This window comes from Stenotrophomonas riyadhensis (assembly GCF_040256885.1).
Classification (GTDB): domain Bacteria; phylum Pseudomonadota; class Gammaproteobacteria; order Xanthomonadales; family Xanthomonadaceae; genus Stenotrophomonas; species Stenotrophomonas riyadhensis.
Genome location: NZ_CP155568.1, coordinates 2,802,878 through 2,827,533, shown reverse-complemented (window position 1 = coordinate 2,827,533; position 24,656 = coordinate 2,802,878). Strand labels below are relative to the sequence as shown.

The 24,656-nt window shown below is 68.0% G+C and carries 22 protein-coding genes; 5 read left to right on the top strand and 17 right to left on the bottom strand.

Annotated elements, in window-relative coordinates; translation table 11 throughout:
• The first annotated feature begins 31 nt into the window (after positions 1–31).
• From adiC to SriyCCGPB3_RS13160, 3 genes are read left to right on the top strand one after another with little or no spacing between them, the layout of a single operon-like run.
• Entirely contained in the window at positions 32–1,384 is a 1,353-nt protein-coding gene (gene adiC, locus SriyCCGPB3_RS13170) for an arginine/agmatine antiporter (RefSeq protein ID WP_350259394.1), read from the top strand.
• Between the two features lie 20 nt (positions 1,385–1,404).
• Positions 1,405–3,693 (top strand): Orn/Lys/Arg decarboxylase N-terminal domain-containing protein, encoded by a 2,289-nt coding sequence (locus SriyCCGPB3_RS13165; protein ID WP_350259393.1) that lies wholly within the window; start codon positions 1,405–1,407, stop codon positions 3,691–3,693.
• Positions 3,694–3,721: 28 nt separating this feature from the next.
• Positions 3,722–4,624 (top strand): cation diffusion facilitator family transporter, encoded by a 903-nt coding sequence (locus SriyCCGPB3_RS13160; RefSeq protein WP_197594801.1) that lies wholly within the window; start codon positions 3,722–3,724, stop codon positions 4,622–4,624.
• 197 nt (positions 4,625–4,821) lie between these two features.
• Here SriyCCGPB3_RS13160 and SriyCCGPB3_RS13155 read toward each other — a convergent pair whose 3' ends face one another.
• From SriyCCGPB3_RS13155 to SriyCCGPB3_RS13110, 10 genes are all read right to left on the bottom strand, one after another.
• Positions 4,822–5,535: an energy transducer TonB family protein gene (locus SriyCCGPB3_RS13155; RefSeq protein WP_350259392.1), complete on the bottom strand. Its 714-nt coding sequence runs from the start codon at positions 5,533–5,535 to the stop codon at positions 4,822–4,824.
• Positions 5,528–6,328, bottom strand: a complete 801-nt coding sequence (locus SriyCCGPB3_RS13150; protein WP_350259391.1) for a ChaN family lipoprotein — start codon at positions 6,326–6,328, stop codon at positions 5,528–5,530. Before SriyCCGPB3_RS13150 ends, SriyCCGPB3_RS13155 begins: the two co-directional genes overlap by 8 nt.
• Complete coding sequence (locus SriyCCGPB3_RS13145) at positions 6,315–8,786, bottom strand: TonB-dependent receptor (RefSeq protein ID WP_197612275.1); 2,472 nt, start codon at positions 8,784–8,786, stop codon at positions 6,315–6,317. Before SriyCCGPB3_RS13145 ends, SriyCCGPB3_RS13150 begins: the two co-directional genes overlap by 14 nt.
• Before the next feature lie 64 nt (positions 8,787–8,850).
• Positions 8,851–9,777 (bottom strand): FecR family protein, encoded by a 927-nt coding sequence (locus SriyCCGPB3_RS13140; protein WP_164080208.1) that lies wholly within the window; start codon positions 9,775–9,777, stop codon positions 8,851–8,853.
• Positions 9,774–10,283, bottom strand: coding sequence for an RNA polymerase sigma factor (locus tag SriyCCGPB3_RS13135; RefSeq protein WP_164080209.1), 510 nt, complete (start codon positions 10,281–10,283; stop codon positions 9,774–9,776). The genes SriyCCGPB3_RS13140 and SriyCCGPB3_RS13135 overlap by 4 nt, the downstream gene beginning before the upstream one ends.
• A gap of 118 nt (positions 10,284–10,401) precedes the next feature.
• Positions 10,402–10,941, bottom strand: coding sequence for a hypothetical protein (locus SriyCCGPB3_RS13130; RefSeq protein WP_153856096.1), 540 nt, complete (start codon positions 10,939–10,941; stop codon positions 10,402–10,404).
• 81 nt (positions 10,942–11,022) lie between these two features.
• Positions 11,023–11,529 (bottom strand): hypothetical protein, encoded by a 507-nt coding sequence (locus SriyCCGPB3_RS13125; protein WP_110712696.1) that lies wholly within the window; start codon positions 11,527–11,529, stop codon positions 11,023–11,025.
• Positions 11,530–11,814: 285 nt separating this feature from the next.
• Positions 11,815–12,039 (bottom strand): hypothetical protein, encoded by a 225-nt coding sequence (locus SriyCCGPB3_RS13120; RefSeq protein ID WP_110712695.1) that lies wholly within the window; start codon positions 12,037–12,039, stop codon positions 11,815–11,817.
• On the bottom strand, positions 12,036–12,737 hold the full coding sequence (locus SriyCCGPB3_RS13115; RefSeq protein WP_164162821.1) for a glutamine amidotransferase: 702 nt from the start codon (positions 12,735–12,737) through the stop codon (positions 12,036–12,038). The genes SriyCCGPB3_RS13120 and SriyCCGPB3_RS13115 overlap by 4 nt, the downstream gene beginning before the upstream one ends.
• Positions 12,734–13,507, bottom strand: a complete 774-nt coding sequence (locus SriyCCGPB3_RS13110) for a YggS family pyridoxal phosphate-dependent enzyme (RefSeq protein WP_180854606.1) — start codon at positions 13,505–13,507, stop codon at positions 12,734–12,736. The genes SriyCCGPB3_RS13115 and SriyCCGPB3_RS13110 overlap by 4 nt, the downstream gene beginning before the upstream one ends.
• 76 nt (positions 13,508–13,583) lie before the next feature.
• On the opposite strand from SriyCCGPB3_RS13110, the gene ptsJ reads away from it, so the two are divergent.
• Positions 13,584–14,870, top strand: a complete 1,287-nt coding sequence (ptsJ, locus tag SriyCCGPB3_RS13105; protein ID WP_350259390.1) for a transcriptional regulator PtsJ — start codon at positions 13,584–13,586, stop codon at positions 14,868–14,870.
• A gap of 32 nt (positions 14,871–14,902) precedes the next feature.
• Here ptsJ and SriyCCGPB3_RS13100 read toward each other — a convergent pair whose 3' ends face one another.
• The 7 genes from SriyCCGPB3_RS13100 to SriyCCGPB3_RS13070 form a co-directional block, all read right to left on the bottom strand.
• Complete coding sequence (locus SriyCCGPB3_RS13100) at positions 14,903–15,409, bottom strand: hypothetical protein (RefSeq protein ID WP_019336451.1); 507 nt, start codon at positions 15,407–15,409, stop codon at positions 14,903–14,905.
• An 81-nt stretch (positions 15,410–15,490) separates the two neighbouring features.
• Positions 15,491–18,601, bottom strand: a complete 3,111-nt coding sequence (locus SriyCCGPB3_RS13095; RefSeq protein WP_350259389.1) for an error-prone DNA polymerase — start codon at positions 18,599–18,601, stop codon at positions 15,491–15,493.
• Positions 18,602–18,607: 6 nt separating this feature from the next.
• Positions 18,608–20,017, bottom strand: coding sequence for a Y-family DNA polymerase (locus SriyCCGPB3_RS13090; RefSeq protein WP_350259388.1), 1,410 nt, complete (start codon positions 20,015–20,017; stop codon positions 18,608–18,610).
• 9 nt (positions 20,018–20,026) lie between these two features.
• Positions 20,027–20,641, bottom strand: coding sequence for a translesion DNA synthesis-associated protein ImuA (imuA, locus tag SriyCCGPB3_RS13085; protein WP_248857954.1), 615 nt, complete (start codon positions 20,639–20,641; stop codon positions 20,027–20,029).
• A gap of 260 nt (positions 20,642–20,901) precedes the next feature.
• On the bottom strand, positions 20,902–21,909 hold the full coding sequence (locus tag SriyCCGPB3_RS13080; RefSeq protein ID WP_164162816.1) for a cyclase family protein: 1,008 nt from the start codon (positions 21,907–21,909) through the stop codon (positions 20,902–20,904).
• A 32-nt stretch (positions 21,910–21,941) separates the two neighbouring features.
• Complete coding sequence (locus SriyCCGPB3_RS13075; protein ID WP_110712688.1) at positions 21,942–22,592, bottom strand: DsbA family oxidoreductase; 651 nt, start codon at positions 22,590–22,592, stop codon at positions 21,942–21,944.
• Positions 22,593–22,684: 92 nt separating this feature from the next.
• Positions 22,685–23,635 carry a LysR family transcriptional regulator gene (locus SriyCCGPB3_RS13070; RefSeq protein WP_204303200.1) on the bottom strand — a complete coding sequence of 317 codons (951 nt, stop codon included), beginning with the start codon at positions 23,633–23,635 and terminating at the stop codon, positions 22,685–22,687.
• A 128-nt stretch (positions 23,636–23,763) separates the two neighbouring features.
• On the opposite strand from SriyCCGPB3_RS13070, the gene SriyCCGPB3_RS13065 reads away from it, so the two are divergent.
• Positions 23,764–24,654, top strand: a complete 891-nt coding sequence (locus SriyCCGPB3_RS13065) for a sterol desaturase family protein (RefSeq protein ID WP_350259387.1) — start codon at positions 23,764–23,766, stop codon at positions 24,652–24,654.
• Positions 24,655–24,656: the final 2 nt, after the last annotated feature.

Sequence of the window (24,656 nt, the reverse complement as noted above, 5' to 3'; positions counted from 1 at the left end):
TACCGGGCTCATGCCAGTACAGGAGATTGTCATGGCAGAAGCAAAGAAAATCGGGGTGGTCGGAGCCACCTTCCTCGTCGCCGGCAACATGATGGGCTCAGGCGTGTTCCTGTTACCGTCCAGTCTGGCCAAGATCGGCACCGCCTCGATCTGGGGCTGGCTGATCACCACCGCCGGTGCGCTGCTGCTGGCCTTCGTCTTCGCCAAGCTGGGCAAGCTGGCACCGAAGGCCGGCGGTCCCTATGCCTATGCGCGCGACTGGTTCGGGCCCTACATGGGCTTCCAGACCAATACCATCTACTGGTTCGCCAACTGGATCGGCAACGTTGCCATCCCGATCGCGGCGGTGGGCTACTTCAGCTACTTCTTCCCGATCCTGTCCGAGCCGCTGGTGCGCTGCATCGCGGTGCTGGTGCTGGTGTGGGCGCTGAGCTTCGCCAACATGATCGGCCCGGCCTTCGTCAGCCGCGTGCAGACGGTCACCACCAGCTTCGCGCTGGTGCCGATCCTGGGCATCGCCATCTTCGGCTGGTTCTTCTTCGATGCCGACATCTTCAGGGGCGCCTACAACGTGTCGGGTGAATCCAACTTCGGCGCGATCTCCAGTGCCGCGGCACTCACCCTGTGGGCCTTCATCGGCGTCGAATCGGCCTCGGTCACCGCCGGCGTGGTGGAGAATCCGGAAAAGAACGTGGCCCGCGCCACCCTGGCGGGTGTGTTCCTGGCCGCGATCGCCTACATCGCCAGTTCCTCGGTGATCATGGGCATGGTGCCCAATGGCGAGCTGCAGGTGTCCGATGCGCCGTTCGCACTGGCTGCCGCCAAGGCCGTCGGTGGCTGGGGCGGTGCGCTGGTCAGCCTCTGTGCCTTCATCGGTGCTGCCGGTTCGCTGGGCGGCTGGATCCTGCTGACCGCACAGAGCGCCAAGGCAGCCTCCGATGACGGCCTGTTCCCGAGCATCTTCAGCAAGACCAACAAGGATGACGTGCCGGTCAAGGGCGTGCTGATCGTGGCGGTGCTGATGACGCTGGCGGTGCTGGTCACCTCCACCTCGGAGACCGCGTCTGCACAGTTCGACGTGATCACCTCGGCGGCGGTGGTGCTGACCCTGCTGCCCTACATCTACTCGTGCGTGGCCTGCTACTTCGTGGTCGAGCGTTCGCACACCCTGGTCCACACCGGAGCGTTCTGGACCCTGACCAGCCTGACCGTCGTGTACTGCCTGTGGGCGATCTACGGCTCGTCGGGAACCATCGTGCAGTACGCCTTCCTGTTCGTGCTGTTCATCACCGTGTTCTATCCCTTCTTCAGCGAGGAGCGCCGCCAGCAGCGGCAGCGCGCCCGCGAGGCCTCGGCGATCAGCGCCGGCGCCCAGCGTTCCTGAGTTAGACAAGGAGAATCAACGTGTACTTCAAGTCCCTGGACTATCCGGTCATTGTCATCGACAACGACTACGAGTCGCCGCGCATCGGCGGCATCCTGATCCGCGCCCTGGTGGAGGAGCTGCACAGCAACGACCAGCGCGTGCTGTGCGGCCTGAACCTGGATGATGCCCGCGCCGGTGCCCGCACCTACGTGGCGGCCTCGGCGGTGCTGATCTCGATCGACGGCAGTGAAGAGGTGGATGGCGAGTTCCAGCGCCTGACCGCCTTCCTGCGCGAGCAGAGCGCACGCCGCGCCAACCTGCCGGTGTTCCTGTACGGCGAGCGCCGCACCATCGAGAAGGTGCCGAGCAAGCTGCTCAAGTACATCCACGGTTTCATCTTCCTGTTCGAAGATACCAAGAGCTTCATCTCGCGGCAGGTGATGCGCGCGGCCGAAGATTACATGAAGAACCTGCTGCCGCCGTTCTTCAAGGCGTTGATCCACCATGCAGCCGAGTCGAACTACTCCTGGCACACCCCGGGCCATGCCGGCGGCGTGGCGTTCACCAAGTCGCCGGTCGGCCGTGCATTCCATCAGTTCTACGGCGAGAACACCCTGCGCAGCGATCTGTCGATCTCGGTGCCGGAGCTGGGTTCGCTGCTCGATCACACCGGCCCGATCAAGGACGCCGAGAACGAGGCGGCACGCAACTTCGGTGCCGACCATACGTTCTTTGTCACCAACGGCACCTCCACCGCCAACAAGATCGTCTGGCATGGCACGGTGGCGCGCGGTGACGTGGTGTTCGTCGATCGCAACTGCCACAAGTCGCTGCTGCACGCGCTGATCATGACCGGTGCAGTGCCGGTGTACTTCACTCCCAGCCGCAACGCGCACGGCATCATCGGTCCGATCAGCCTGGATCAGTTCACGCCGGAGTCGCTGCAGCAGCGCATCGCTGCCAACCCGCTGGCCAGCCAGGCCTACAAGGCTGGCTCCAAGCCGCGCATCGCGGTGGTCACCAACTCGACCTACGACGGCCTGTGCTACAACGCCGAGAAGATCGCCGACGAGATCGGCAGCGCGGTCGACTTCCTGCATTTCGACGAAGCCTGGTACGCGTACGCCGCGTTCCACCCGTTCTACGAGAACCACTACGGCATGGCCAAGGGCAAGCCGCGTGAGCAGGATGCGATCATCTTCACCACGCATTCGACCCACAAGCTGCTGGCGGCGTTCTCGCAGGCGTCGATGATCCACGTGCGCAATTCGGCGCAGCGCAACCTGGATGCCGAGCGCTTCAACGAGTCGTTCATGATGCACACCTCGACCAGCCCGCACTACGGGGTGATCGCAGCCTGTGACGTGGCCTCGAAGATGATGGAAGGCGATGCTGGCCGTTCGCTGGTGCAGGAAATGCACGACGAGGCCATCGCCTTCCGCCGCGCGATGCTGCACGTCCGCGATGATCTCGGCCGCGATGACTGGTGGTTCAGCGTGTGGCAGCCGACCCAGGTCGAGCGCAGCCTGGACAAGGGCGATACGCCGGCACCGCTGGTGGCCAAGCGTGAGGAGTGGTACCTGCAGCCGGATGCGCACTGGCACGGCTTCGAGAACCTGGTCGACGACTACGTGCTGATCGACCCGATCAAGGTGACCCTGCTGACCCCGGGCCTGGCGATGGACGGCAGCATGGGCAAGCTGGGCATCCCGGCGGCGGTGCTGAGCAAGTTCCTGTGGGGCCGCGGCATCACCGTGGAGAAGACCAACCTGTACTCGGTGCTGTTCCTGTTCTCGATGGGCATCACCAAGGGCAAGTGGAGCACCCTGGTCACCGAGCTGATGGCGTTCAAGGAGCTGTACGACCGCAATGCGCCGCTGAGTCAGGCACTGCCGACGCTGGCCGCCGACTATCCGAATGCCTACGCCGGTTGGGGCCTGCGCGACCTGTGCGACGCGCTGCATGCGTTCAACCAGGATTTCTCGGTGGCCAAGGTGATGCGCGAGATGTACGTGGACCTGCCGACGCCGGTGATGACCCCGGCCGATGCCTACAACCACCTGGTCAAGGGCGAGATCGAGCGGGTCGACATCGAGCAGCTCAGTGGCCGTGTCGCGGCGACCATGCTGGTCCCGTATCCGCCGGGCATCCCGACCATCATGCCGGGCGAGCGTTTCGGCGACAGCGATGAGCCGATCATCCAGTCGCTGCGCATCGCCCGCGAGCAGAATGCCCGCTTCCCGGGCTTCGAGTCGGACGTGCACGGGCTGATCATCGAGCAGGACGGCGATGTGACCTCGTACAAGGTGGAGGTGCTGAAGGCCTGACCGGCGACGGTCGGCCCTTCGGCGAACGATGGATACCGCGCGCGAGCAACGCATCCTGAAGTTCTCGATCGGGGCCACCCTGGCGGTGAGCGCGGTCGGCTTCGGCGGTGGCCTGCTGGTGGGATCGCAGGCCATCCTGTTCGACGGCGTGTACAGCCTGGTCGACGTCGCCCTGACCCTGGTGTCGTTGTCGGTGCTGCGGCTGGTGGCGCGGGAGCAGAGCCCGCGCTTCCAGTATGGCTACTGGCACCTTGAGCCGATGGTCGAGGCACTGGGCGGTGTGATCCTGTCGCTGGCCTGCGTGTATGCGCTGGCCAACGCGGTAATTGGTTTGACGACGGGCGGGCACGAAGTGAAGTTCGGGCCCGCGCTGTGGTGGGCGGCACTGCTGAGTGCCAGCAACCTGGCGATGGCGGCATTCGTCGCGCAGCGTGCGCGGCACCTGCGCTCTGCTCTGTTGTGGCTGGACGTGCGCGGCTGGCTGCTGGGCGGATTGATGAGCCTGGCGGTGGTGCTGGCCTTCGTGCTGGCGCTGATCCTGCACGGCGGTGAGTGGCACCACTGGGTGCCGTACCTGGATTCGATCGTGCTGGCGTTGATCAGTCTGGCGGTGCTGCCGGTGCCGGCGCGCAGCGCGTGGAAGGCCATGCGCGAAGTGCTGCAGGTGGCGCCGGATGATCTGGACCGACGCGTGCAGCAGGTGATGCAGGCGTTCGTCGCCGAGCACGGCTATGCCGGCTTCACCAGCCATGTGGCGAAGATGGGGCGGATGCGCTTCATCGAGATCCACGTGCTGGCCGACCCGGCCACGCCGCTGGGCTCAGTGGGCGTGGTCGATGCGATGCGTGACGAGATCGCGGTGCGGCTGGACGCCCGTGGCAGTACGTTCTGGCTGACCATCGATTTCACGGCAGACCCAGCATGGACGTAAGCGGGGAACGGTAGAGCCGAGCCCATGCTCGGCTGCCATTCGCGCTGAGCAGCCGAGCATGGGCTCGGCCCTGCACGTGGGCGCGATCGTTGCACATGGCGGACTACTCTGTTGCGCCAGTTCCATTTGACCTCAACCGGAGTTGAGGTCGCAGACTGCCTCGCAATTCCCGACATCAAGGCGGAGGCCCTCAGCGCCTAGCGCAGGTAGTACTCCACCGGTACCACCAGTTCCTGGGGTGCCTTCATTTCCACGGGAATGGGCGGCAGCGGCTGCGCGCGACGGAAGGTCTGCAGCGCGCCGTCATCGAGCATCGGCTGGCCACTGGACTGCTCCAGCCGCAGGGCCAGCAGGCGACCTTCGCGGTCGATGCTGGCCCTGACCCAGGCCGTCCCCTGCTGCCGGCGCGAGCGTGCGGCGGCGGGGTAGTAGCGGTAGCGTTCCAGCCGCGCCATCAGGCGGGCTTCCCACTGGTCGCTGGCGGCGCCGGCCTGGAAGTCTGCCGGTGGCGCGTCCGGAGCGGGCGGCGCGGCCGTGATCGATGCCGGTGCGGGACTTGCATCGGTCGCGGCCGCAGGCGGGGCGACCGGCAGCGGCTTTCGACCCGTCCCGCCCGTTTCGCTGGCGGCCAACTCGCCCTCGCGCGCGGCGGTAGGCTTCGGTGGCGGGGGCGACTTTGTCGGTTGCGATGCACGCGCCTGCTGCGCCTGGCTGGGGGTATCGGCCTGGCGCTCCTCTACGGGCTGTGGCGGCGTGGCCGGTGCCAGCAGGCGCAGGCTGATGCGCACATCCTGCTCCGGCGGCGGCAGCATCGGCGGCATTGCAACCCAGTGCACCAACAGCAGCAGGGGCAGCAGGTGCAGGACGACGGTGATCACGATCGCCTGCCAGTGTTGGCCGCGCTCACTCATCGTCCAGCACCCATAGCAGATCGGCATCAGCAGAACCGACGGTTTCACCCGGCGAAGCCAATGCGATCACCAGCGCAGGCGTATCCGGTGACAGGTAGCCCGGCACCCCGGTGCCGCGCAGCACATGCCAGCGACCGGCTACCAGCAGCGCGGGTGCGGGTGCTGCGGTCAGCACCTGTGCCATGCGCGTGTCGCGGGCCTGTTGCACGGCCAGCATCCCTTCCAGCATCGGTGCCGCGTCTGCGTGCTGGGCCAGTACCACATTCGACAGGCGTTGGCGGGCGGCGGGCACCGGGAACCGCACTGCATCAGCGGACGCCAGGTGGGCGTTGACCTCGACGCGCGCGAGATTGCCACCGAACAACGGGATGCCAGCAGCGGTGGCGTCCTGCACCAGCCCGCCATAGGCAGCCCACGGCCAGCGCGCATCCCAGTCCAGCAGCTCCTGCAGCCTCGTGCCGTCGGCATGGTTGCCCTTGGCCAGCCAGCGCTGCACCCGCTGCAGGCGCGGCTGGCGCTCGCTGGCAATCATTTCCAGCACCAGGGCACCCTGCGGGCGCTGCTGCTGCAACGCCTGCAGCAGCCAGCGCTGGGCGGCATGATCACTGTCGAGGTCATGCCGTTCACCCAGCAGCAACCGCTGGGCGGCGGCAGTGCGTTGTACGAACGTGGATTCGTCCAGGATCCGGCCATTGGCGAGGTCGACCACCTTGCCGGGCAGCGGCTGCGCGCTGGCCATCGATGCCAGCGCGAGCAGGCACAGCGGCAGCCAGTGGCGGCTAGAACGCGACATTGACGCCCATCGAGATGGTGCGGCCACGGCCGTTGCCGCGGTCCAGGATCGGGCTGAAGATGCTGTCGATCGAGGCATTGTTGTCATAGGCCTTGTTCTGCAGGTTTTCGATGTTCAGCCACAGCGTGGTGTTCGGCTGGGGCTTGAAGCTGGCGTAGAAGTCCAGCAGCACGCCGGTGCCGCCGGTCTTGCGGGTCTGGAAGAAGTCGTAGCCTTCCTCGGTCGGGCCGGAGTACTCGGCGCGCAGGCCGGCCTGCACGCGCTGCTGCCACCAGCGGCCGCCCACGTCCAGCGTCCAGTAGCGGTCGGGCAGGGCGGTGATGTCTTCCAGGTTGACGAACTCGATGGCCGGCGCACTGGTGTGCGAGCGGGTCCAGCTCAGCGTGGCGTGGTAGTGCTCGCTGGCGTAGTGCGCCTCCAGCTCGATACCGCGCATGCGCACCACGCCGGGGTGGTTCATCCAGCGCGTGGTGGCGCTGAAGTCGTCGGCGTCCAGCACATCGGTCCAGGCAGTGAGCTGCGGATCGCTGTCGATCGGCACCACGAACGGTTCCACTTCCGGCGGATGCACGATCAGCAGGTACTGCGGCTTGATGTAGTCGCGGATGCGGTTGTCGAAGCGGGTGACCCGCAGCTGCGCCAGGTCACCGTCGACCAGCAGCGAGTCGGTGCTGAGGTTGGCGCCGAACTGCAGGTTGCGCGAGCGTTCGCGACGCAGGAACGGGTTGGCGCCGATGCCGTCGGCGACGCTGGCGTCCTCCAGCGGGATCTTCTCGAAGAACATTTCCTGCACGCGCGGCGGCCGCGACGTGCGCGAGACCTCGGCGAACAGCTGCAGCCAATCGGTGGCCTGCAGTGAGACCGCCAGGCTCGGGCTGAGTGCGCGCTCGGTGCGACGCACGTCGATGTCGCCGCCATTGATCTCCGCGCACTGGCCGGGCACATCCGAGCACACCGGGATGTGTCCACGGATGCCGAAGCGGTCCTGGCGCAGTCCTGCGGTCAGGGCATAGATGTCGTACTGCAGCTCCAGCGTGCTGAATACACTGTCGAGCTGGCTGCGGCCCTGCGGATTGGCGCCACGCAGGACAGGGGTGTCGGCCACGTAGATGTCCGACTGGTGCTTGATACCGGTGTTCCAGCGTGCCTGCAGTGCACCGATGTCGAAGCGGCTGGTGTTGTCCACGGTCCAGCTGCTCAGGCTGCTGTGGGTGCGGCGGCCGATGTAGCTGGAGTCCTCCACCGGCGGGTAGAACAGCCGGGTCTTGTTGCTGGCAAACGTCGCACGCAGGTCGATCCACGGCGAATAGGGCGTGTAGTGGTAGCTGGCGCGCTGGTTGCGCGCGGAAATCTGCCACGGATAGTTGTGGTAGAAGTCGTTTTCGTAACGCATGTGGCTCAGGTCGAGCCGATGCTGGTCACTGGGCTGCAGGCGCGCTTTCAACAGCCAGCTGCTGGGTTGCTGGCTGCCGGGGTCGGCATTGTTTTTCTGCCCGCGCGCCGTGGCGTACTCGCTGCTGCGACTGCTGCTGGCGGCGGCGAGCAGGCCGAACTGGCGGTCACCGCCGTCCTCGCTGTGGCGCCACGCACCGGCGAAGGTGCGGCCGCTGCCATAGCCGTTGTTGCCATGGCGATAGCCCGCACGCAGGCCCCAGTCGCGGCCTTCGCCGAGCAGATCGTCGATGTCCAGTGTGCGGAAGTTGGCACTGCCGGCCAGCGTGCCGGCGCCATCACCACCGGCGACCGCACCGCGCTGCACGTCCACGCCGGCCAGCAGGAACGGGTCAACATAGGCGAATGGGCCGCCCGAGCCATGCCCGGCGTTGTTGCGGAAGGTCTGGGTGACACCGTCGATCATGGTGTTGACCCGGCCGGCACCGGTCATGCCGCGGATGTTGACCTGCAGGCCGGGCTGGCTGCGCGAATGGAAGCTGTGGGTGCCCGGCATCGAACGCAGCAGGCTGTTGCCTTCCTGGCGTTCGGCCATTGCCAAACGTTCGCTGCCGACCGTGGGAGCGAAGCCATCACGGGTGGCCGGTACATACTGGCTGGCACCAGTGCCAGGCGCATGGGCGTGCGCGGTCGTGCCCTGGACGCGCAGCGGACCGGTACGACGGCTGCCATCGCTGCGTTCGGCAGGTGCCGGTTCCAGCGTGGCGCGACGCGCATCGATGAAGCGTGGGCGGAGGCCGCTGCCTGCCAACAGGCGCGACAGCGCCTGTGCATCGTCGAAGTCTCCGCGCAGGGCAGGCGCGGCATGGCCTGCAGGCAGCGCCGAGCCGATCACCAGATCGACGCCGGTCAGCCGGCTGTAGGCGTCCAGTGCGGCGGCCAGCGGTTGCGCGGGCAGATCGTAGGAACGCGTGGCGGCCTGCGCGTGGGCGTTGTTGGGCAGCAGTGGGACGGTGCTGGCGCAGGCCAGCGACAGGGCGAGGACAAGGGGGCGGGGGCACAGCATCGGGGGCTCCAGGGGCTGACGCAGGGCGTCGTCATCCTGGGTAGACGCAGTGCTGGGCCGGATGTCAGGGTGCACCACGCTGCTCCCTGCGTGGCGGCAGCCACACCTGCACACCCGCGCCGAGGCGCAGTACCCGCACATGCAGCTGCATGGCCAGTTGGTCGCGATTGCTGGCGGCACCCTCGGCATTGCCCAGCAGGGTGACTGGCTGTTGGCGAAGCCGTGCACCGATGATCCAGGTATGCCCGCCGTGCCAGCGGTCCAGGCCCTGGGTGACGTCGGCCAGAGGGGCCGAAACCCAGTGCAGGCGCCGCTCGCGCCAGGCCAGGACGCCACCGTCTGCAGGATGCGCAGCAGAAGGCGCGTGTCCGTTGAAGCGTATCTGCTGACCCTCGCTGGCCTGTGCACTGGCGGTGCCGCTCTCTACGCGGACGCTGTGCTCGGTGACTGTGACCACGCTGCTGTCGCCCTGCACGGCAAGATCGAATGCGGTCCCCAGTGCGGTGACAGTGCCTTGCGGGGTATGCACCTGGAATGGCCGATCGGCATCGGCAGCGACCTGGAACCAGGCCTGGCCGCGCTGCAGCTGGAGCTGGCGGCGTTGTGCATCGACGCGCACATGGACTTCGCTTCCCGGCGACAGCAGCACATGCGAACCGTCCGGCAGGGCTTCATCACGGATCTCGCCAGCGGCGGTGCGCAGTACCTGCGCGGCCGGCGGCGAGGCGTGGCGGCTGTACAGCCCGAGCGCGCACAGCAACAGCACGGCAATGCCGGCCTCGCGCAGGCGGCGGCGTTGCCTGCGCTGCTGCTGTCGTTGCAGGCTGGGCAACGTGGCACCGGCCTGCCACAGCTGCTGCAGATGCTGGTACTGCGCAACATGGCGCGGATCGGCCCGGCACCACTGGTCGAACGCGTTCTCGTCGCGGGTGCCATCGTGTCCATCCAGCCACCAGCGGGCGGCTTCGCGTGTGATCGCGTCCTGGCTCATGCACCCGGCACCTGCTGCAGGGCGACCAGGGCGCGGAGCAGATGGCCGTGCGCGGTCTGCCGGCTGATGCCCAGCTGGCGGCCGATCTCGGCCAGAGCCATCTGTTCCACACGCGCCAGCAGGAAGACCTGGCGCGAGCGCGGTGGCAGCGCGGCGACGATTGCATCGAGATGGCGCAGCTGTTCGGCGTCGAGCAGGCGCTGTTCAGGCAGCGGCGCAGGATCGGCGATGGCATGCAGCTGTGTGTCATCCAGCGCTTCTTCGCGACGGCGCTGGCGTTGCCGGTAATGGTCGGCAATCAGGTTGTGGGCAACACGGTACAGGTACGCGCGGCCATTGCTCAGCAGGCCACTGGCGGCGACCTTGACGACACGCAGCCAGGTTTCCTGGACGACGTCATCGGCGTCGCTGCGTTGCGGGAGTTTGCGGCGGACATGGGCGTGCAGCGGCCGGTAATGGGCCGCGCACAGCTGCGCGACATCCGTCGGTTCGACAGGCGTGGACACGGGGCGGGCGACAACTGGGAAAGGGAACAGCCCGCGGCGGCAAGGGCAGCGGCTGCACCTTACAGCAAAAGAGAATCATTTGCATCTGTAGCGCGGGGCCGATGCATTGGATGGCCGATCAGCCCGCGCGGCTGGCGCTGCGTATCTCCAGCAGCAAGCGGTGGGCGGGAAACGTGCGCAGCGCTGGATGCCGCTGCCGGTGGTAGGCATTCCAATAGCTTGCGGCACGCTGCATACACCGTTCGAAGAAGGCGGCGTTCTCGCGGGCCAAGGGTGCGTAGGCGGCCAGGCCAATCTTCCGGGCATGGTGGTCGATCGTCAGCGCGATCTCTTCGACATACTCGCTGAGCAGCGCCAGGTGGAATGCCAGAACCCACGGCACCGATGCCTGCCCCAATGCCTCAACAGCCCGTTGTCGCAGGAAGCCATCGGGATGCCGGGTGGCCAGGCACAGGCACAGCAGGCGGTGATCACCCGGCAAGGAAGATGCCAGGCGTTCCAGGCGCGTAGCGTCGGCGTAGATGCGATCGGGGAAGCGCAGTGCTTCTCCATCGATCAGCAGCCGGTAGTCGTTGTTGCTGGCCTGCGCCTGGATGCGATCGAGCCGTTGCTGAAGATCGCAGGCGACGCCATGCAGGTGGGCAGGTACGTCGAACATGGTGGGAGTATCGCCTGCATGAGGGCGTGCGTCAGCCTATGGCGGGTGGCGCAGCGCACCGCTGCCGGCCAGCGGCCGGCACTACCGGGGCAGGTAGTCGCAATGGATCTGCAGTGCTTCGGTCGGGTTGGGGTGCAGTTGGAAGCCGCAGTGCTGCAGGCTGTGCTTCACCTGCGCGACCGCCCAGGCATGGCGGCTGACGCGGCGCGCCTGCCAGTTGGGTGGCGTGAACACGCCCAGTGGCAGCAGCCGCAGTCGCTGGCCGTGCAACACCATGGAGATATCGACGTGACGGCCATCGATGTCGTGACCGTTGGCACCGAAGATGGCATCGACTTCATCGCGGCGCTGCGGGTAGCAGGTGCGGAACACCGCAATGCCGAGCCGCCGCACCGCGCGGCGGAACCCGCCGAGGCGACTGTGGCGTGATTCGAAGCCGCGCGTGAGCAGCAGGCGCAGTTCGGTGGGCAGGAGTGCCTGCGCATCGAGCAGGCGTTGCAGCACCTCTGCTTCGATCTGGATATGGGTGGAGGGCCAGCGCGGGGCGACAAGCAGCCCGCGATGGTTGCCGCGTTGCAGGGTCAACATCGGTGAAGCTTCGCACGCGGGCGAACAGCCGGGGTAGTGCCGGCCGCTGGCCGGCAGATTCCAGTGCCGGCCAGCGGCCGGCACTACCATCGTCGGAGCAGCACCTCTGCTTCGATCTGGATATGGGTGGAGGGCCAGCGCGGGGCGACAAGCAGCCCGCGATGGTTGCCGCGTTGCAGGGTCAACATCGGTGAAGCTTCGCACGCGGGCGAACAGCCGGGGTAGTGCCGGCCGCTGGCCGGCAGATTCCAGTGCCGGCCAGCGGCCGGCACTACCATCGTCGGATCAGATGTCGCGGTACTGGATCTGCGCGGCCAGTACACGCAGGCCATCGGCATTGCTGGACAGGATGCGCTCTTCACCGACGCCCTTCTGCCGCTTCAACTGGAAGCCCTGGTCTGCAGGCAGCTGCGCGGCGATGCTGTCCATGCGCTGCAGGGCATCGGGGCCGCTGCAGTCGAAGTGGCCCCAGTGGGCACCATCGCGGTGGATCTGCAATCGGTAGTTCATCGTGGTGTCTCCGGCAGGTCCTGCAGCCAATGGTCGAACATTGCGGTGGCGGCCGCGGCCAGTGGTGCACCATAGCGACGCGCCTGCGCGCGCAGGTCGTTGGGATCGATGCCAGCCTGGGCCAGCTCCAGCGTGTGACCGATCAGCCAACGCTCGAACTGGCGCGCGTCCAGTTCCGGATGGCATTGCAGGGCCAGCGCGTGGTGGCCGATGGCGAAGGCCTGGTGGCGGCAGGCCGGCGTGCTGGCCAGGCGGCGTGCGCCGGCCGGAAGTTCGAAGGCCTCACCATGCCAATGCAGCACGGGAATGCCCTGCAGGGCCTGCAGCGGCGAGCGCTGGCCTTCATCGGTCAGCAGCAGTGGCGCAAAGCCGATCTCCTTGCCGCCACTGGGAGCGACACTGGCACCGAGTGCACGGGCCATCAGCTGTGCACCCAGGCAGATGCCCAGGGTCGGCCGCTGTTGTTGCAGCCGGCGCTGCAGCAGGGCGATGCTGTCGGTGACGAAGGGATAGGTCGCTGTGTCATTGGCACTGATCGGGCCGCCCAGCACCACCAGCAGGTCGGCTGTTGCGGCGGAGTCCAGCGCGTCGATACCGGCCTGCAGCACCTGCAGCTGCCAGCCTTGGGCCAGCAGCAACGGTTGCAGGGTGCCGAGGTCTTCAAAGGCAACGTGTTGCAGCACAACCGCGTGCTTCATGCCGGGGCTCCGCTGTTCGGCCAGTAGAAGCTGTCCGGGGTGGCGCGGGCGCCGAAAATGGCCTGGCCGACGCGGACCACGGTGGCACCTTCCTCGATGGCCACTTCGAAATCACCGGACATGCCCATCGACAGCTGCGACAGGTCAAGGCCGGGCGGGACGACGCGCTGCAGCTGGTCGCGCAGGTCACGCAGGCGCACGAAGCAGGCGCGCACGCGCTCGACCTCGGGGGTGAAGATGGCCAGGGTCATCAGGCCGCGCACGCGCAGGCGATCGAAGGCCGGCAGCTGCTGCACGAAGGCCTCGACTGCGTCGGGTTCCAGTCCGTACTTGCTCGGTTCGGCCGAGGTGTTGACCTGCACGAACACATCCAGCGTGCGGTCTTCCAGTTGCAGGCGCTGCTGCAGGGCCTCGGCCACGCGCAGGCTGTCCAGCGCCTGGAACTCGCTGGCGAAGCGTGCCACGTAGCGCGCCTTGTTGGTCTGCAGATGGCCGATTACCGACCAGTGCACGCCCAGGTCGGCCATTGTTTCGGCCTTGCGCTGCGCCTCCTGCACCTTGTTCTCGCCCAGTTCGTGACAGCCTGCGGCCACCGCCATGCGGATGCGGGCGTCATCGACGGTCTTGCTGACCGGCAGCAGGCGCACGCTGGCCGGGTCGCGGCCGACACGTGCACAGGCGTCGGCGATGCGTTGGCGCACCGTGACCAGGTTGGCGGCGATCTGTTCAACGGACTGGGCGACGGGCCAGTCGGCAGCGGCAAGGGGCATGCGGGTACCTCCAATGCAGGGTGGCCAGGGTGGGATACACTGGCACAGGACAAGAGATATTTTGGCATAGGACAAAATGAAAATCACCGGGCATAGCGCCGAGTCGATCTTCGACAGCATCCGCGACGGCATCGGCAAGGGCCGCTTGCCGGCTGGCAGCGTGCTGCCGCCGGTGCGTGAGCTGGCCGAGCAGCTGGGGGTGAACCGCAATACGGTGGCCGCTGCCTACAAGCGATTGGATGCGGCGGGCCTGGCCAGCACGGCGGGCCGTCGTGGCACGGTGGTGCGCGGGCTGCCGCCGGCGCTGGCGCGCGAGGGCAGTACGCCCGGGCTGGCCCTGCAGGACCTGGCCGGTGGCAACCCGGATCCGCGCCTGCTGCCGAGCCTGCGCCTGGCGCCGGCAGCGCCGCGTTTGTACGGCGTAGGCACGGTCGACCCGAGGTTGCAGGCGCTGGCAAGGGCCTCGCTGGATGCGGACTGCCCGGAGGGCTATGCGCTGGAGCTGACCCATGGCGCGGTCGACGGCATCGAACGCCTGCTGGCGGCGTGGTTGTTGCCGGGGGATCGCATCGCGGTGGAGGATCCGTGCTTCCTCGGCAGCCTCAACGTGCTCAATGCGGTGGGCCATGCGCCGTTGCCGGTGGCGGTGGACGCGCATGGCATGCAGGTCGATTCGCTGCGTGCGGCACTGGAGGCTGGCGCACGCGCGGTGCTGCTGACCCCGCGCGCGCACAACCCGACCGGGGCCAGCCTGGATGCGAAGCGGGCGCGGGCGTTGCGGCAGCTGTTGGCGGCCTACCCGCAGGTGGCGGTGCTGATCGACGATCACTACGCGCTGCTTTCGCAGCAGGCCTATCACTCGGTGCTGCCGCTGGATGGTCGTCGCTGGGCCGTGCTGCGTTCGTTGTCCAAGCCACTGGGTCCGGACCTGCGGCTGGCCTGGCTGGCCTGCGATGAGGAGACCGCATCGCGGTTGCGGTTGCGGTTGGCGTCCGGCACCGGCTGGGTCAGCCATCTGCTGCAGGATGCGGCGACTTCGGTGCTGGCGTCGGCGACGCAGCGGGCGAAGATCGCCTCGGCAGGTGAGCGTTACCAGCAGCGCCTGCAGTCGCTGCAGGAACTGCTGCGTGCGCGGGGCGTGCCGACACCGCAACCGATGGAAGGATTGAACCTGTGGCTGCCGTTGCCAACCGACAGCCATCCGCAGGTGCTGGCACTGGCTTCGCGCGGATGGCATGTGCGCGCAGGCGAAGTGTTCGCGGTGGCAGCGCCGGGACATGGGCTGCGCATTACGTGTGCGGCGCTGGGATCGGCGCAGCTGCGGCAGCTGGCCGATGATCTGGCGGCGGTGTGCGGTCTGTAGCGTCGAGCCATGCTCGACGCTACAGAAGCAGATCAGGGCGCGGCGTTGGCGCCGGGGCGCACGTAGTAGGACTGGCCGCTGTCATCGACGAACATCAGCTCCGGCTTGCCCTGCCAGGAGGTGAGCATGGCGCCGGTGTTGTTCTGGTGCTTGACCATCAGGCTGGCACCGCGGTCGGGGTTGGCGACGACCTTGAACACTTCGGTGGTGCCGGTGGCATCGTCCAGGGTGAGCAGGGCTTCGCCGCCGCGGTCGCTGGTGCCGTAGCCGCCGCGTTCGGAGCCGTCGGGGCCGAGCAGGATCAGGCCGGACAAGGCGGTGGCGCGCGGCCCCTGGGTACGGCCCTGGCTGAGCGGATCGGGAACCGGTGCGCCGAGGATCACCCGCGGCTGGCCGCTTGCATCGTGGATGACCAGCCCGCGTGCTTCGATGATGCGCTGTGGTGATTGGCTGCGATGCAGGCTCCAGGCGGTCCAGCCGGAAACAAGCAGGGCGAGGGTCGAGACCACCAGCGTGGTCAGCAGCAGTGCGCGGGGCATGGCGTCGTCCTTCCTTGGATGTGCCGACGATAGCGGATGCGGACCGGCAATGGCCAGTTCGTTGTGTGACGTTGTGTATCGTCAATGGAAATCGCGGCTGTGGCTGCGCAGTCCCTGCAGCAGTTCATCCAGGCAGTGCATGCGCTGCACGATGACATGCTGCACGCCATCAACGCGTTCCAGGCGGCCGTCGATCTGCATCAGCTGGGTGTCGACCAGTACGCGGTGCTGGCGGTCGGCCAGGTGCCGCCAGACCACGGCGTTGACCATGCCGGTCTCGTCCTCGAGCGTGAGGAAGGTGACGCCGCTGGCGGTCTGCGGGCGCTGGCGCATGCGTACCAGGCCGGCGATGCGTACGCGTCGGCCATGGCCGTGGTCTGCCAGCTGTGCGGCATCCAGGCAACCGCGGTTGCGCAGTTGCGCACGCAGGAACGAGATCGGGTGGCGGCCCAGCGTGGTGCCGGTGCTGCGGTAATCGGCCTGCATGTCTTCCCAGGCGCTGGGCAGGGGCAGCGCCACGCGGGCTTCGGCGGTGGCGCGGGCCTGGTCGAACAGCGGCAGCCGGTTCTCCACGCCGGAGATATCCCAGCGTGCACGATGGCGATGGCCGCTGAGCCCACGCAGCGCACCGGCATCGGCCAGCAGGCCCTGCTGGCGGCGATCCAGGGCGGTGCGCTGGCACAGGTCGCCCACATCGTCGAACGGGCGCCGCGCACGTTCACGCATGATGGCCTGCACGGCGGGTTCGTTGCAGCCATCGACCAGGCGCAGGCCGAGCCGGATCGCCGCCGGCCCCTTGCCGAAATCCAGCGTGCAGTCCCAGTCGCTGTGGCGCACGTCCACCGGCAGCACGCGGATGCCATGCCGGCGCGCGTCCTGCAGCAGCTGGTCGGGGCTGTAGAAGCCCAGCGGCTGGCTGTTGATCAGGCTGGCGGTGAACGCGGCCGGGTGATGGCACTTCAGCCAGCAGCTGGCATAGGTCAGCAGGGCGAAACTGGCGGCGTGGCTTTCCGGGAAACCGTAATCGCCGAACCCCTTGATCTGCTCGAACAGGTGCTCGCCGTATTCGCGGCTGAAGCCGTTCTTCAGCATGCCGGACAGCAGCTTCTCGCGATGCGGCTCCAGGCCGCCACGGCGTTTCCATGCGGCCATCGAGCGGCGCAGGGCATCGGCCTGGCCCGGCGTGTAGCCGGCCGCATCCACCGCCAGCTGCATCACCTGTTCCTGGAACAGCGGCACGCCCAGGGTGCGCGCGAACACGCGCTTCAGCTGCGGCGGGTAGAGCGGGTTGTCCGGGTCGTTCAACGCGTCCGGTCCCTGTTCACGCAGGATCCGCCGCCGCTCAAGGTAAGGATGGACCATGTCACCCTGGATCGGGCCGGGGCGCACGATCGCCACCTCGATCACCAGGTCATAGAACTCGCGTGGCTGCAGGCGCGGCAGCATCGCCATCTGCGCGCGCGACTCGATCTGGAACACGCCGATGGTGTCGGCGGCGCAGATCATGTCGTAGGTCGGGCCGTCTTCATCGGGAATCGCATCCATGCGTCCTTCGTGCAGGCCATGCTGCTGCAGCATGGCCAGGCACTTGCGGATGGCGGTGAGCATGCCCAACGCCAGGCAGTCGACCTTCATCAGGCCGGTGGCATCGAGGTCGTCCTTGTCCCACTGGATGACGGTGCGGTCGGCCATCGCTGCGTTCTCCACCGGTACCAGCGTCGACAGCGGGTGCTCGGAGATCACGAAACCACCCGGGTGCTGCGACAGGTGGCGGGGGAAGTCGATCAGTTCGGTGGTCAGTGCCAGCAGGCGCTGCATCAACGGCGTGTCCGGATCGAAGCCGCGCTCGCGCAGGGTCTCCGGCAACGGTACGTGGCCGCCCCAGTGGTCCATCGCCGCCCCCAATTCGTTGACCTGGTCCATCGGCAGGCCGAGCGCGCGGGCCACGTCGCGGATCGCGCTGCGGCCACGGTAGCTGATCGCCACCGCAGTCAGGGCGGCGCGCTCGCGGCCATAGCGCTTGAATACATACTGCAGCACTTCCTCGCGGCGCTCGTGCTCGAAGTCGATATCGATATCCGGTGGCTCGTCGCGCTCGGCGGAGATGAAGCGCTCGAAAAGCAGGTTGCTGCGTGCCGGGTCGATCTCGGTCACGCCCAGCACGAAGCACACCGCGGAGTTGGCCGCCGAGCCACGACCCTGGCAGAGGATGTCCTGGCTGCGCGCGAAGCGCACGATGTCCTGCACGGTGAGGAAGTACGAGGCGTAGTTCTTCTCCCGGATCAATGCCAGTTCGTGCTCGATCTGTTTGCGCTGTGCCGGTTCGATGCCGCCTTTCCAGCGCCAGGGGATGCCGCGCTCGACCAGCACGCGCAGCCAGCTGTCCGGATCGTGGCCCTCGGGTACCAGTTCGCGCGGATAAGTGTACTGCAGCTGCTCCAGGGTGAAGTGGCAGCGCTCGGCGATGCGCAGGGTCTCGGCCAGCAATTCGGGTGGATACAGCTGGGCCAGCGCGGTACGCGGGCGCAGGTGGCGCTCGCCGTTGGGGAACAGGCGCCAGCCGGCCTCGGCCACGCTGCAGCGGTGGCGGATCGCGGTCAGCGTGTCCTGCAGGGCGCGGCGGCGGCGCACGTGCATGTGCACATCACCACTGGCGACCAGCGGCAGGCGGTGGCGTTCGCCGAAGGCCTGCAGCTGCTGCAGGCGGCGTGCGTCGTCGTGTTCGTGGTGCAGTTCCACCGCCAACCACAGCCGATCATCGAAGCCGGCACGCAACAGTTCCAGTTCGATGGCCGCTGGTTGCCGGTCCAGCCACAGGCACAGCAGGCCGTCGGGCAGGCCGAGCAGGTCCTCGCGCAGGCAGCGGTATTCGCCCTTGGCCGCGCGCCGCCGGCAAGTGGTGATCAACTGGCACAAGCCGGCATAGGCGGCCTGGTCGGTGCACAGCAGGGCCAGCTTCGGCCCGTCCTCGACCTGGAATTCGGCGCCGACGATCAGCGCCACGCCATGCGTCTTCGCCGCCTGCCAGGCACGCACGATGCCGGCCAGCGAGCATTCGTCGGTGATCGCCAACGCGCGGTAGCCCTGGCCGGCAGCGCGCGCGAACAGTTCTTCGGCAATCGAGGCGCCACGCTGGAAACTGAAGGCCGACAGGCAGTGCAGTTCAGCGTAGCCGGGCAGTTCGTTGTGCATGGCGGCTCAGCCGAACCAGCCGTGCAGCATCCACGGCGCATGCGGATCATTGCGTGTGCGGAACGCCCAGCCGCGCTGGCCGTGTGCGGTTTCCACCACGTAGTAGTCGCGGCGCGCATCGGCCTGGTCCCACCAGCCCGATTCGATCCGCTCCGGCCCGGCGATGATACGCAGGCGGGGATCACGCAGCGGTTGCGGCGTGTCCAGCAGCCAACCGGGGCGCAGCGGCCAGTACGATGGAGGCTTGGCCGCGGGCTGGGTGCCATTGGCGCGTTCGGGGCGATGGTCGGCCTGCACCGCCAGCGGTTGCACGGCGTCATCGCCCAGCCGCGCCCGCAGGCGCTCGCGCAGCTGGTTCCAGGGCATCGCCTGTGCCGGCCGGGTGTCGAACAGGTCACGCGCGGCGGGCACGAACGGTGGCAGTTGCTCGGCCTGCAGGCGCAGTGCACGGCTGCCGGCGGGCAGGGCGAAGGCTTCCATGCGGTTGCGTGCGATCTCGAACAGCAGCGCGGGATCGCGCTCGGGTGCCAGCAGGCCGATGGTCAGCACGCTGGCCGGCAGCAGGTCATGCTCGAAGTGCAGGTCGAAGCGCTGTACGCCGCCATCGCGCGAACACAGGAACGCGGCCAGGTCCAGCAGCAGGCGACGCAGCGGGAACAGCAGGGCCTGGCTGGATTCGATCTCGTATTCGAATTCGATGCGCGCATCGAAACGGTCCGGTGGCTGGTAGTAACGCAGTGGCGCGGTGGGCAGGCCGCGCAGCGCATCCAGTTGCTGCAGTACCTCGGGTGAGAAGCGCCGGGCCAGGCTGTCGCGCGGCAGTTCGAGCACCGCACCCAGCGTGCGCAGCCCGGAACGACCGAGCACGGTCACCGCGTCGCTGGGCAGGCCGCAACGCGGCAACGGCAGCTGCGCCAGTGCTGCTGGCAGCTGCTGCGCATCGATGCCGAGGCCGTCGTGGACGTTGGTCAGCACGCGCGCGGCATGCGCGGTGGGTGCGGCCACCAGGCGATGGCGGAAACCAAGCTCATGCAGTTCGCCGCGCAGGCGCTTTTCGATCGTCAGCCAGTCACCGAACAGGGCGCGACTGGCGCCGATCTCCATGACCAGCGCGTGCGGAAAATCGAGGCTGACCTGCGAGCTGTAGGCGTAGGCCCAGCTGGCCAGCAGCTGCCGGGTGTGCTGTTCGGCGTTCGGGTCGTAGTCGTGCAGGTGCATGTCCTGCACCAGCACCTGCGCAGCCGACAGCAGCATGCCCGGGCGCAGCCCCGCTGCGCGTGCGGCCGGGCTGACCGCTCGCAGCACGCGGCGCTGTGCCGGCCCCTGCAGCAGCACCAGTGGCCGCTGCGGGTCCGGCTGCAGGCGCAGTACGCTGTCCAGCGCCAGCTGCGGCAACAACAGGCAGGCCCAATGCATGGCGCGGCCTCAGTGGGCGATGGCCAGTGGCAACGGCTGTGCGGGTGGCAGGCCGCCACGGCACTTCAGCACCCGCACCTGGCCGTGGTCGAGCTGCAGGCGCAGGCTGGCCGGGGAGGGATTACGCGCCGCCTGCGCCTCGCGGAACACGAAGCCCAGGCACTGGCCGCTGTCGGCAGCCACCTGCAGGCGGCGCAGTGAGCGGTCGTCGGCCTGGTGTGGCCAGCACAGTACCGCCGCGCAGGCGGCCGAGCGCAGGCACTGTTCGGCAGCCCACAACGCCTGCTTCGGCGCGGCGTGGATGATCTGCAGCTGGGCCAGGTCCAGCCCGGCAGCCGCCCAGGCCGGGGCATGCGGGCGGTAGGGCGGGGCGACCAGCACGATCGGGCGGTCGCGCTGGCTCAGCTTCGCCAGCGCCGGCCAGACCAGGGCCAGCTCGCCCACGCCGGGCGCGGCCAGCAGCACCTCGCACAGCCCGCTGGCCGGCCAGCCACCGCCGGGCAGGCGTGCGTCCAGTGCCGGGTGACCGCTGGCCAGGTGGTCGCTGGCCGGTCCCTGTCGAGCCGGGCCGCGCCACAGCTGGCGCCCGTCCAGCAGCCGGTCGAGGGCGACGACGGCACCCATCAGCCGGTCCTCCAAGGGAGGCGCCAGGCGGGCTGGAAGCGGCAGGAGCGAGCGTAAACGGCGGGCATGGCGCGAGTATCGACGGGCCGGTATCAGGGGCTGAGACCGGACATGCTACTCGCCTTGTGAGTAGAATTACTAATGAAATCGGAAGGTCGGGTTTCAGGTTGCTGAAGGGGTAAAGGAGTGCCGACCAAGGTCGGCACCCACCCGGCATGGGACGGAATGCCGACCAGGGGCGGCACCCCCGCAGGCCCCGGTTACGGGCGCACCGGCAGCGCGACCGGGCGCAGCGGCGCGGCATCACCGCCGCGGATCTTCAGCGGGCCGCCGATGAAGGCGAATTCGTAGACCTTGTCGCGGGCCAGTTCGTCCAGCGCCACCAGCTCGATGATCGGCGCGCCCTGCTGGGCCAGCAGGTAGGTGTGCAGCGGCACGTAGTCGTCGGACACCTCCGAGGGGAAGGTCTCGAAGCTGAGGTTGTCGGCGCCGACGATCATCGCGCCGCTGTCCTCCACCAGGAAGCGCGCCGCGTCCAGGCCCATGCCCGGCGGGTTGGCCATGTACGCCTTCGGCTGTTCGAACAGGCGCATGCGGCCGGTGCGGATCAGCACGATGTCGCCCTGCTGCAGTTTCACCCGCTGGCGTGCCAGCGCATCCTTCAGGTCCTGGCGGGTGACGCGGTAGCTGTCCGGCAGCATGTCCACGCCCTTGGCGCCGGCCACGTCGATCAGCACGCCACGCGCGATCAGCGGCGGGAATTTCTCGATGCCGGTGACATTCCAGCCACGGTCACCGAGGTGCTTGTCGGCCTCGAAGCCGTTCCAGATCTTTCCGTGGATGCCGAAGTGGTTCAGCGCATCGATGTGGGTGCCGGTGTGGCTGTACATCGAGAACGCGGTGCCGGTGTAGCTGCGGGTGAGGTTCATGGTTTCACCCACGCCCATCGGATCATCCATCACCGTGCCGCGCGGGGTGTGGGTCATCCAGAACTGGTAGTGCGGGTCGCCGGCATCCTGCCAGCTGGGCATGCCGACGTAGTATTCGGTGGCCAGGTCATAGGCCTTGCCGCCGCTGACCCGCGACAGGATCGCCGCACGCGAGGCCTCGGTGATCAGGTTGAGGCGGCCGATCTCGTCCTTCGGCCCCCAGGGGCTGGTGCCGACCTGCTGGCCGGAGGGAACGCGTTCGTGCGCGGACACGGTGGTGGAAGCGGCGGTGCCGGCCAGCAGCAGGGCCAGCGCGGTGGCCAGGGTACGTGGGGTCATGGGGAATCTCCTTGGGGTGGGGATGGTGCGGCTCAGGCCGCGACCAGGTGCGCCAGGGCCTGGCGCAGTTGCGGCAGCGGCAGGGTCTGCAGGCGCAGGCCGTTGCCGCCGATCACGGTGGGAATGGAACGGATGCCGAGGGCAGCGGCGTCGGCACGGTCGGCCTGCACGCGCTGGCGCACTGCGTCGCCATGCATATGGTCAGCGAAGGCGCCACGTGGGTGGCCCAGCGTTTCGGCGATATCCAGCAGTACTTCGGCATCGCCGATGTTGCGGTGCTGGTGCAGGTGCGCCCATTGCACCGCGTCGAACATCGCGCCATGGGCATCATTGCCGCCGAGCACGCCGGCGGCCTGGCAGGCCAGTGCGCCGAGCCAGCCGGACGGATACTCGAAGTCCTGTGCGCGCATGCCTTCGATATCGATGCGTGCGCTGTCTTCATGCGCGGCGCAGTCGGTCCAGTGGCGCAGGATGATCGCCTTGGCGCGCTCCATCGAGCCGAACACCTCGACCATCTGCGCGCGCGAGTCCTGCAGCACGAAGCTGCGGTGACGCACCTGGATGCCGAGTTCGGCGGAGACCTGCTGCAGGCGCGGGGCCAGCACGAAGCACCAGCCGCAGACCACGTCGTGGAAGAAATCGACCACCGGCGCGGCGGTGGCGGGGGAAGGAACAGAAGACATCTGCCTGCCATCGGTGAGAGGGGAGGCGGCAGAGTAGGCAGCGCGGCGTGGCTGAAACAGCACGCCGCGGGCAGCTCAGTTTTCGCTGGCGGTTACGAATCCAGGCCCGCGCAGCCGGGCAGCTCGGCGTGCAGGAAATCGATGAAGGCACGCACCTTGGGCTGCAGGTGGCGCGAGGTGGGGTAGACCGCATGCACGAAGCGTGGTGGATAGCGGTGGTCGGGCAGCACCTGCTGCAGTTCGCCACGGGCCAGCGCCGGTGCCGCCAGGAACGAGGGCAGGGCGCCGATGCCCATGCCGGCCACCAGCAGGTCGCGCAGCAGCAGGCTGTTGTTGACGGTGACGCGCGCCGGCAGGGTGATGGTCACCTGGCCGTCGGGGCCGAGCAGCGGCCAGCTGCCGGGCGAGTCGGACAGGCTGTAGGCCAGCACGCTGTGCGCCTGCAGATCGTCCACCGCCTGCGGTGCCGGATGCTGCCGCAGGTAGGACGGGGCAGCGCACAGCACCTGCTGCAGCGAGGCCAGGCGGCGCGCCACCAGCCGCGAGTCGTCCAGCTCGGCACGCAACCGCAGCGACACATCGAAACCTTCGCCCACCGCATCGAGCAGGCGGTCTTCCATCACCAGGTCCAGTGACAGCTGCGGATGCTGCTGCAGGAAGCGTGGCAGCAGCGGTGACAGCGTGCTCAGCGCGAACGACTGCGGCGCGTTCACGCGCAGGCGTCCGACCACGTCGCCGCGCTGTTCGGCGATGCCACGTTCCAATGCATCCAGCTCGTCGAGCAGCCGGCAGCACTCGCGGTAATAGGCGTGGCCGGTTTCGGTCAGGCTCATGCGCCGCGTGGTCCGCTGCAGCAGTACCACGCCCAGGTGCGCTTCCAGCGTGCGCAACTGCTTGCTCAGGCCGGCCGGCGACATGCCCAGGTCTTCGGCGGCGCGGGCCAGCCCGCCGCGTTCGACGATGCGGCGGAAGGCACGCATCAGGTTGAAGGAATCCATGCCGGTCCCGCGCGCGATGAGGGCGCCATTGTAGATCCACGCCATGCGTGGATGCAGGAACACGGTGCCGACCAAGCTCGGCATCCACCCGCAGCACGCGCTTGCGCCGTTTGTTCAAGCCGGCGCCCCATACGCCGCGCCAGCATGAAGGCCCCTCACTTTCCGGATTGCCCATGAAGCACTGGATGCTCCGCCTGTATGCCCCGTTGTTCCTGCTGGGTTTCGTCGCTGCTGCCGTCGTCTGGGTCGGCCACCTGCACGGTGATCCGCTATGGCTGCTGGCCTTGCTGGCGGTCGCCATCGCGGTTTCGTTCGCCGCCGAACGCGTGTGGCCCTATGACCCTGCGTTCAACCATGACCACGGCGACAGCCTGCGTGACACCCTGCATGCGCTGGTCAACGAGAGCCTGAATCTGCTGTCGATCGCGGCGGTGCCGCTGCTGGCAGCCATCATTCCGTGGCAGGCCTGGCCGCTGCAGTGGCCATTCGCGCTGCAGGTGCTGCTGGCCATCATCTGCGCCGATCTCGGCATCACCCTGGTGCACTACGCCAGCCATCGCATCGGCTGGCTGTGGCGGCTGCACGCGGTACATCACAGCGTCACCCGCATGTACGGCTTCAATGGCCTGATGAAGCACCCGTTGCACCAGGCGGCCGAAGCAGTCGGCGGCGTGCTGCCGCTGCTGCTGTTGGGCCTGCCGATGCCGGTGGCCGCGGTGCTGGCGTCCGCCATTGCCATCCAGCTGCTGCTGCAGCATTCCAACGTGGACATGCGCCCGGGCGTACTGGGCCGGGTGATGGCCTGGGCACCGCTGCACCGCTTCCACCACATGCGTTACGGCACCGCCGGCGACGTCAACTTCGGCCTGTTCCTGACTGTCTGGGATCATCTGCTGGGGACCGCCTTCGATGCGCCCGGCTATCGGCTGCAGCAACGCGACCTCGGCATCGGCAGCCAACCGGACTATCCGCGTGATTATCCCGGGCAGCTGCTGGCGCCGTTCCGCGAACTGCCGCATGGCGAGGTGCCGGAGTTGCCGGAAGGATTGCGCAGGCGCGGATGATC

Coding starts and splice junctions, on each gene's coding strand:
- adiC (WP_350259394.1), top strand. CDS start 32: ATGGCAGAAGCAAAGAAAATCGGGGTGGTCGGAGCCACCTTCCTCGTC.
- SriyCCGPB3_RS13160 (WP_197594801.1), top strand. CDS start 3,722: ATGGATACCGCGCGCGAGCAACGCATCCTGAAGTTCTCGATCGGGGCC.
- SriyCCGPB3_RS13155 (WP_350259392.1), bottom strand. CDS start 5,535: ATGAGTGAGCGCGGCCAACACTGGCAGGCGATCGTGATCACCGTCGTC.
- SriyCCGPB3_RS13150 (WP_350259391.1), bottom strand. CDS start 6,328: ATGTCGCGTTCTAGCCGCCACTGGCTGCCGCTGTGCCTGCTCGCGCTG.
- SriyCCGPB3_RS13145 (WP_197612275.1), bottom strand. CDS start 8,786: ATGCTGTGCCCCCGCCCCCTTGTCCTCGCCCTGTCGCTGGCCTGCGCC.
- SriyCCGPB3_RS13140 (WP_164080208.1), bottom strand. CDS start 9,777: ATGAGCCAGGACGCGATCACACGCGAAGCCGCCCGCTGGTGGCTGGAT.
- SriyCCGPB3_RS13130 (WP_153856096.1), bottom strand. CDS start 10,941: ATGTTCGACGTACCTGCCCACCTGCATGGCGTCGCCTGCGATCTTCAG.
- SriyCCGPB3_RS13125 (WP_110712696.1), bottom strand. CDS start 11,529: ATGTTGACCCTGCAACGCGGCAACCATCGCGGGCTGCTTGTCGCCCCG.
- SriyCCGPB3_RS13120 (WP_110712695.1), bottom strand. CDS start 12,039: ATGAACTACCGATTGCAGATCCACCGCGATGGTGCCCACTGGGGCCAC.
- SriyCCGPB3_RS13115 (WP_164162821.1), bottom strand. CDS start 12,737: ATGAAGCACGCGGTTGTGCTGCAACACGTTGCCTTTGAAGACCTCGGC.
- SriyCCGPB3_RS13110 (WP_180854606.1), bottom strand. CDS start 13,507: ATGCCCCTTGCCGCTGCCGACTGGCCCGTCGCCCAGTCCGTTGAACAG.
- ptsJ (WP_350259390.1), top strand. CDS start 13,584: ATGAAAATCACCGGGCATAGCGCCGAGTCGATCTTCGACAGCATCCGC.
- SriyCCGPB3_RS13100 (WP_019336451.1), bottom strand. CDS start 15,409: ATGCCCCGCGCACTGCTGCTGACCACGCTGGTGGTCTCGACCCTCGCC.
- SriyCCGPB3_RS13095 (WP_350259389.1), bottom strand. CDS start 18,601: ATGCACAACGAACTGCCCGGCTACGCTGAACTGCACTGCCTGTCGGCC.
- SriyCCGPB3_RS13090 (WP_350259388.1), bottom strand. CDS start 20,017: ATGCATTGGGCCTGCCTGTTGTTGCCGCAGCTGGCGCTGGACAGCGTA.
- imuA (WP_248857954.1), bottom strand. CDS start 20,641: ATGGGTGCCGTCGTCGCCCTCGACCGGCTGCTGGACGGGCGCCAGCTG.
- SriyCCGPB3_RS13080 (WP_164162816.1), bottom strand. CDS start 21,909: ATGACCCCACGTACCCTGGCCACCGCGCTGGCCCTGCTGCTGGCCGGC.
- SriyCCGPB3_RS13075 (WP_110712688.1), bottom strand. CDS start 22,592: ATGTCTTCTGTTCCTTCCCCCGCCACCGCCGCGCCGGTGGTCGATTTC.
- SriyCCGPB3_RS13070 (WP_204303200.1), bottom strand. CDS start 23,635: ATGGCGTGGATCTACAATGGCGCCCTCATCGCGCGCGGGACCGGCATG.
- SriyCCGPB3_RS13065 (WP_350259387.1), top strand. CDS start 23,764: ATGAAGCACTGGATGCTCCGCCTGTATGCCCCGTTGTTCCTGCTGGGT.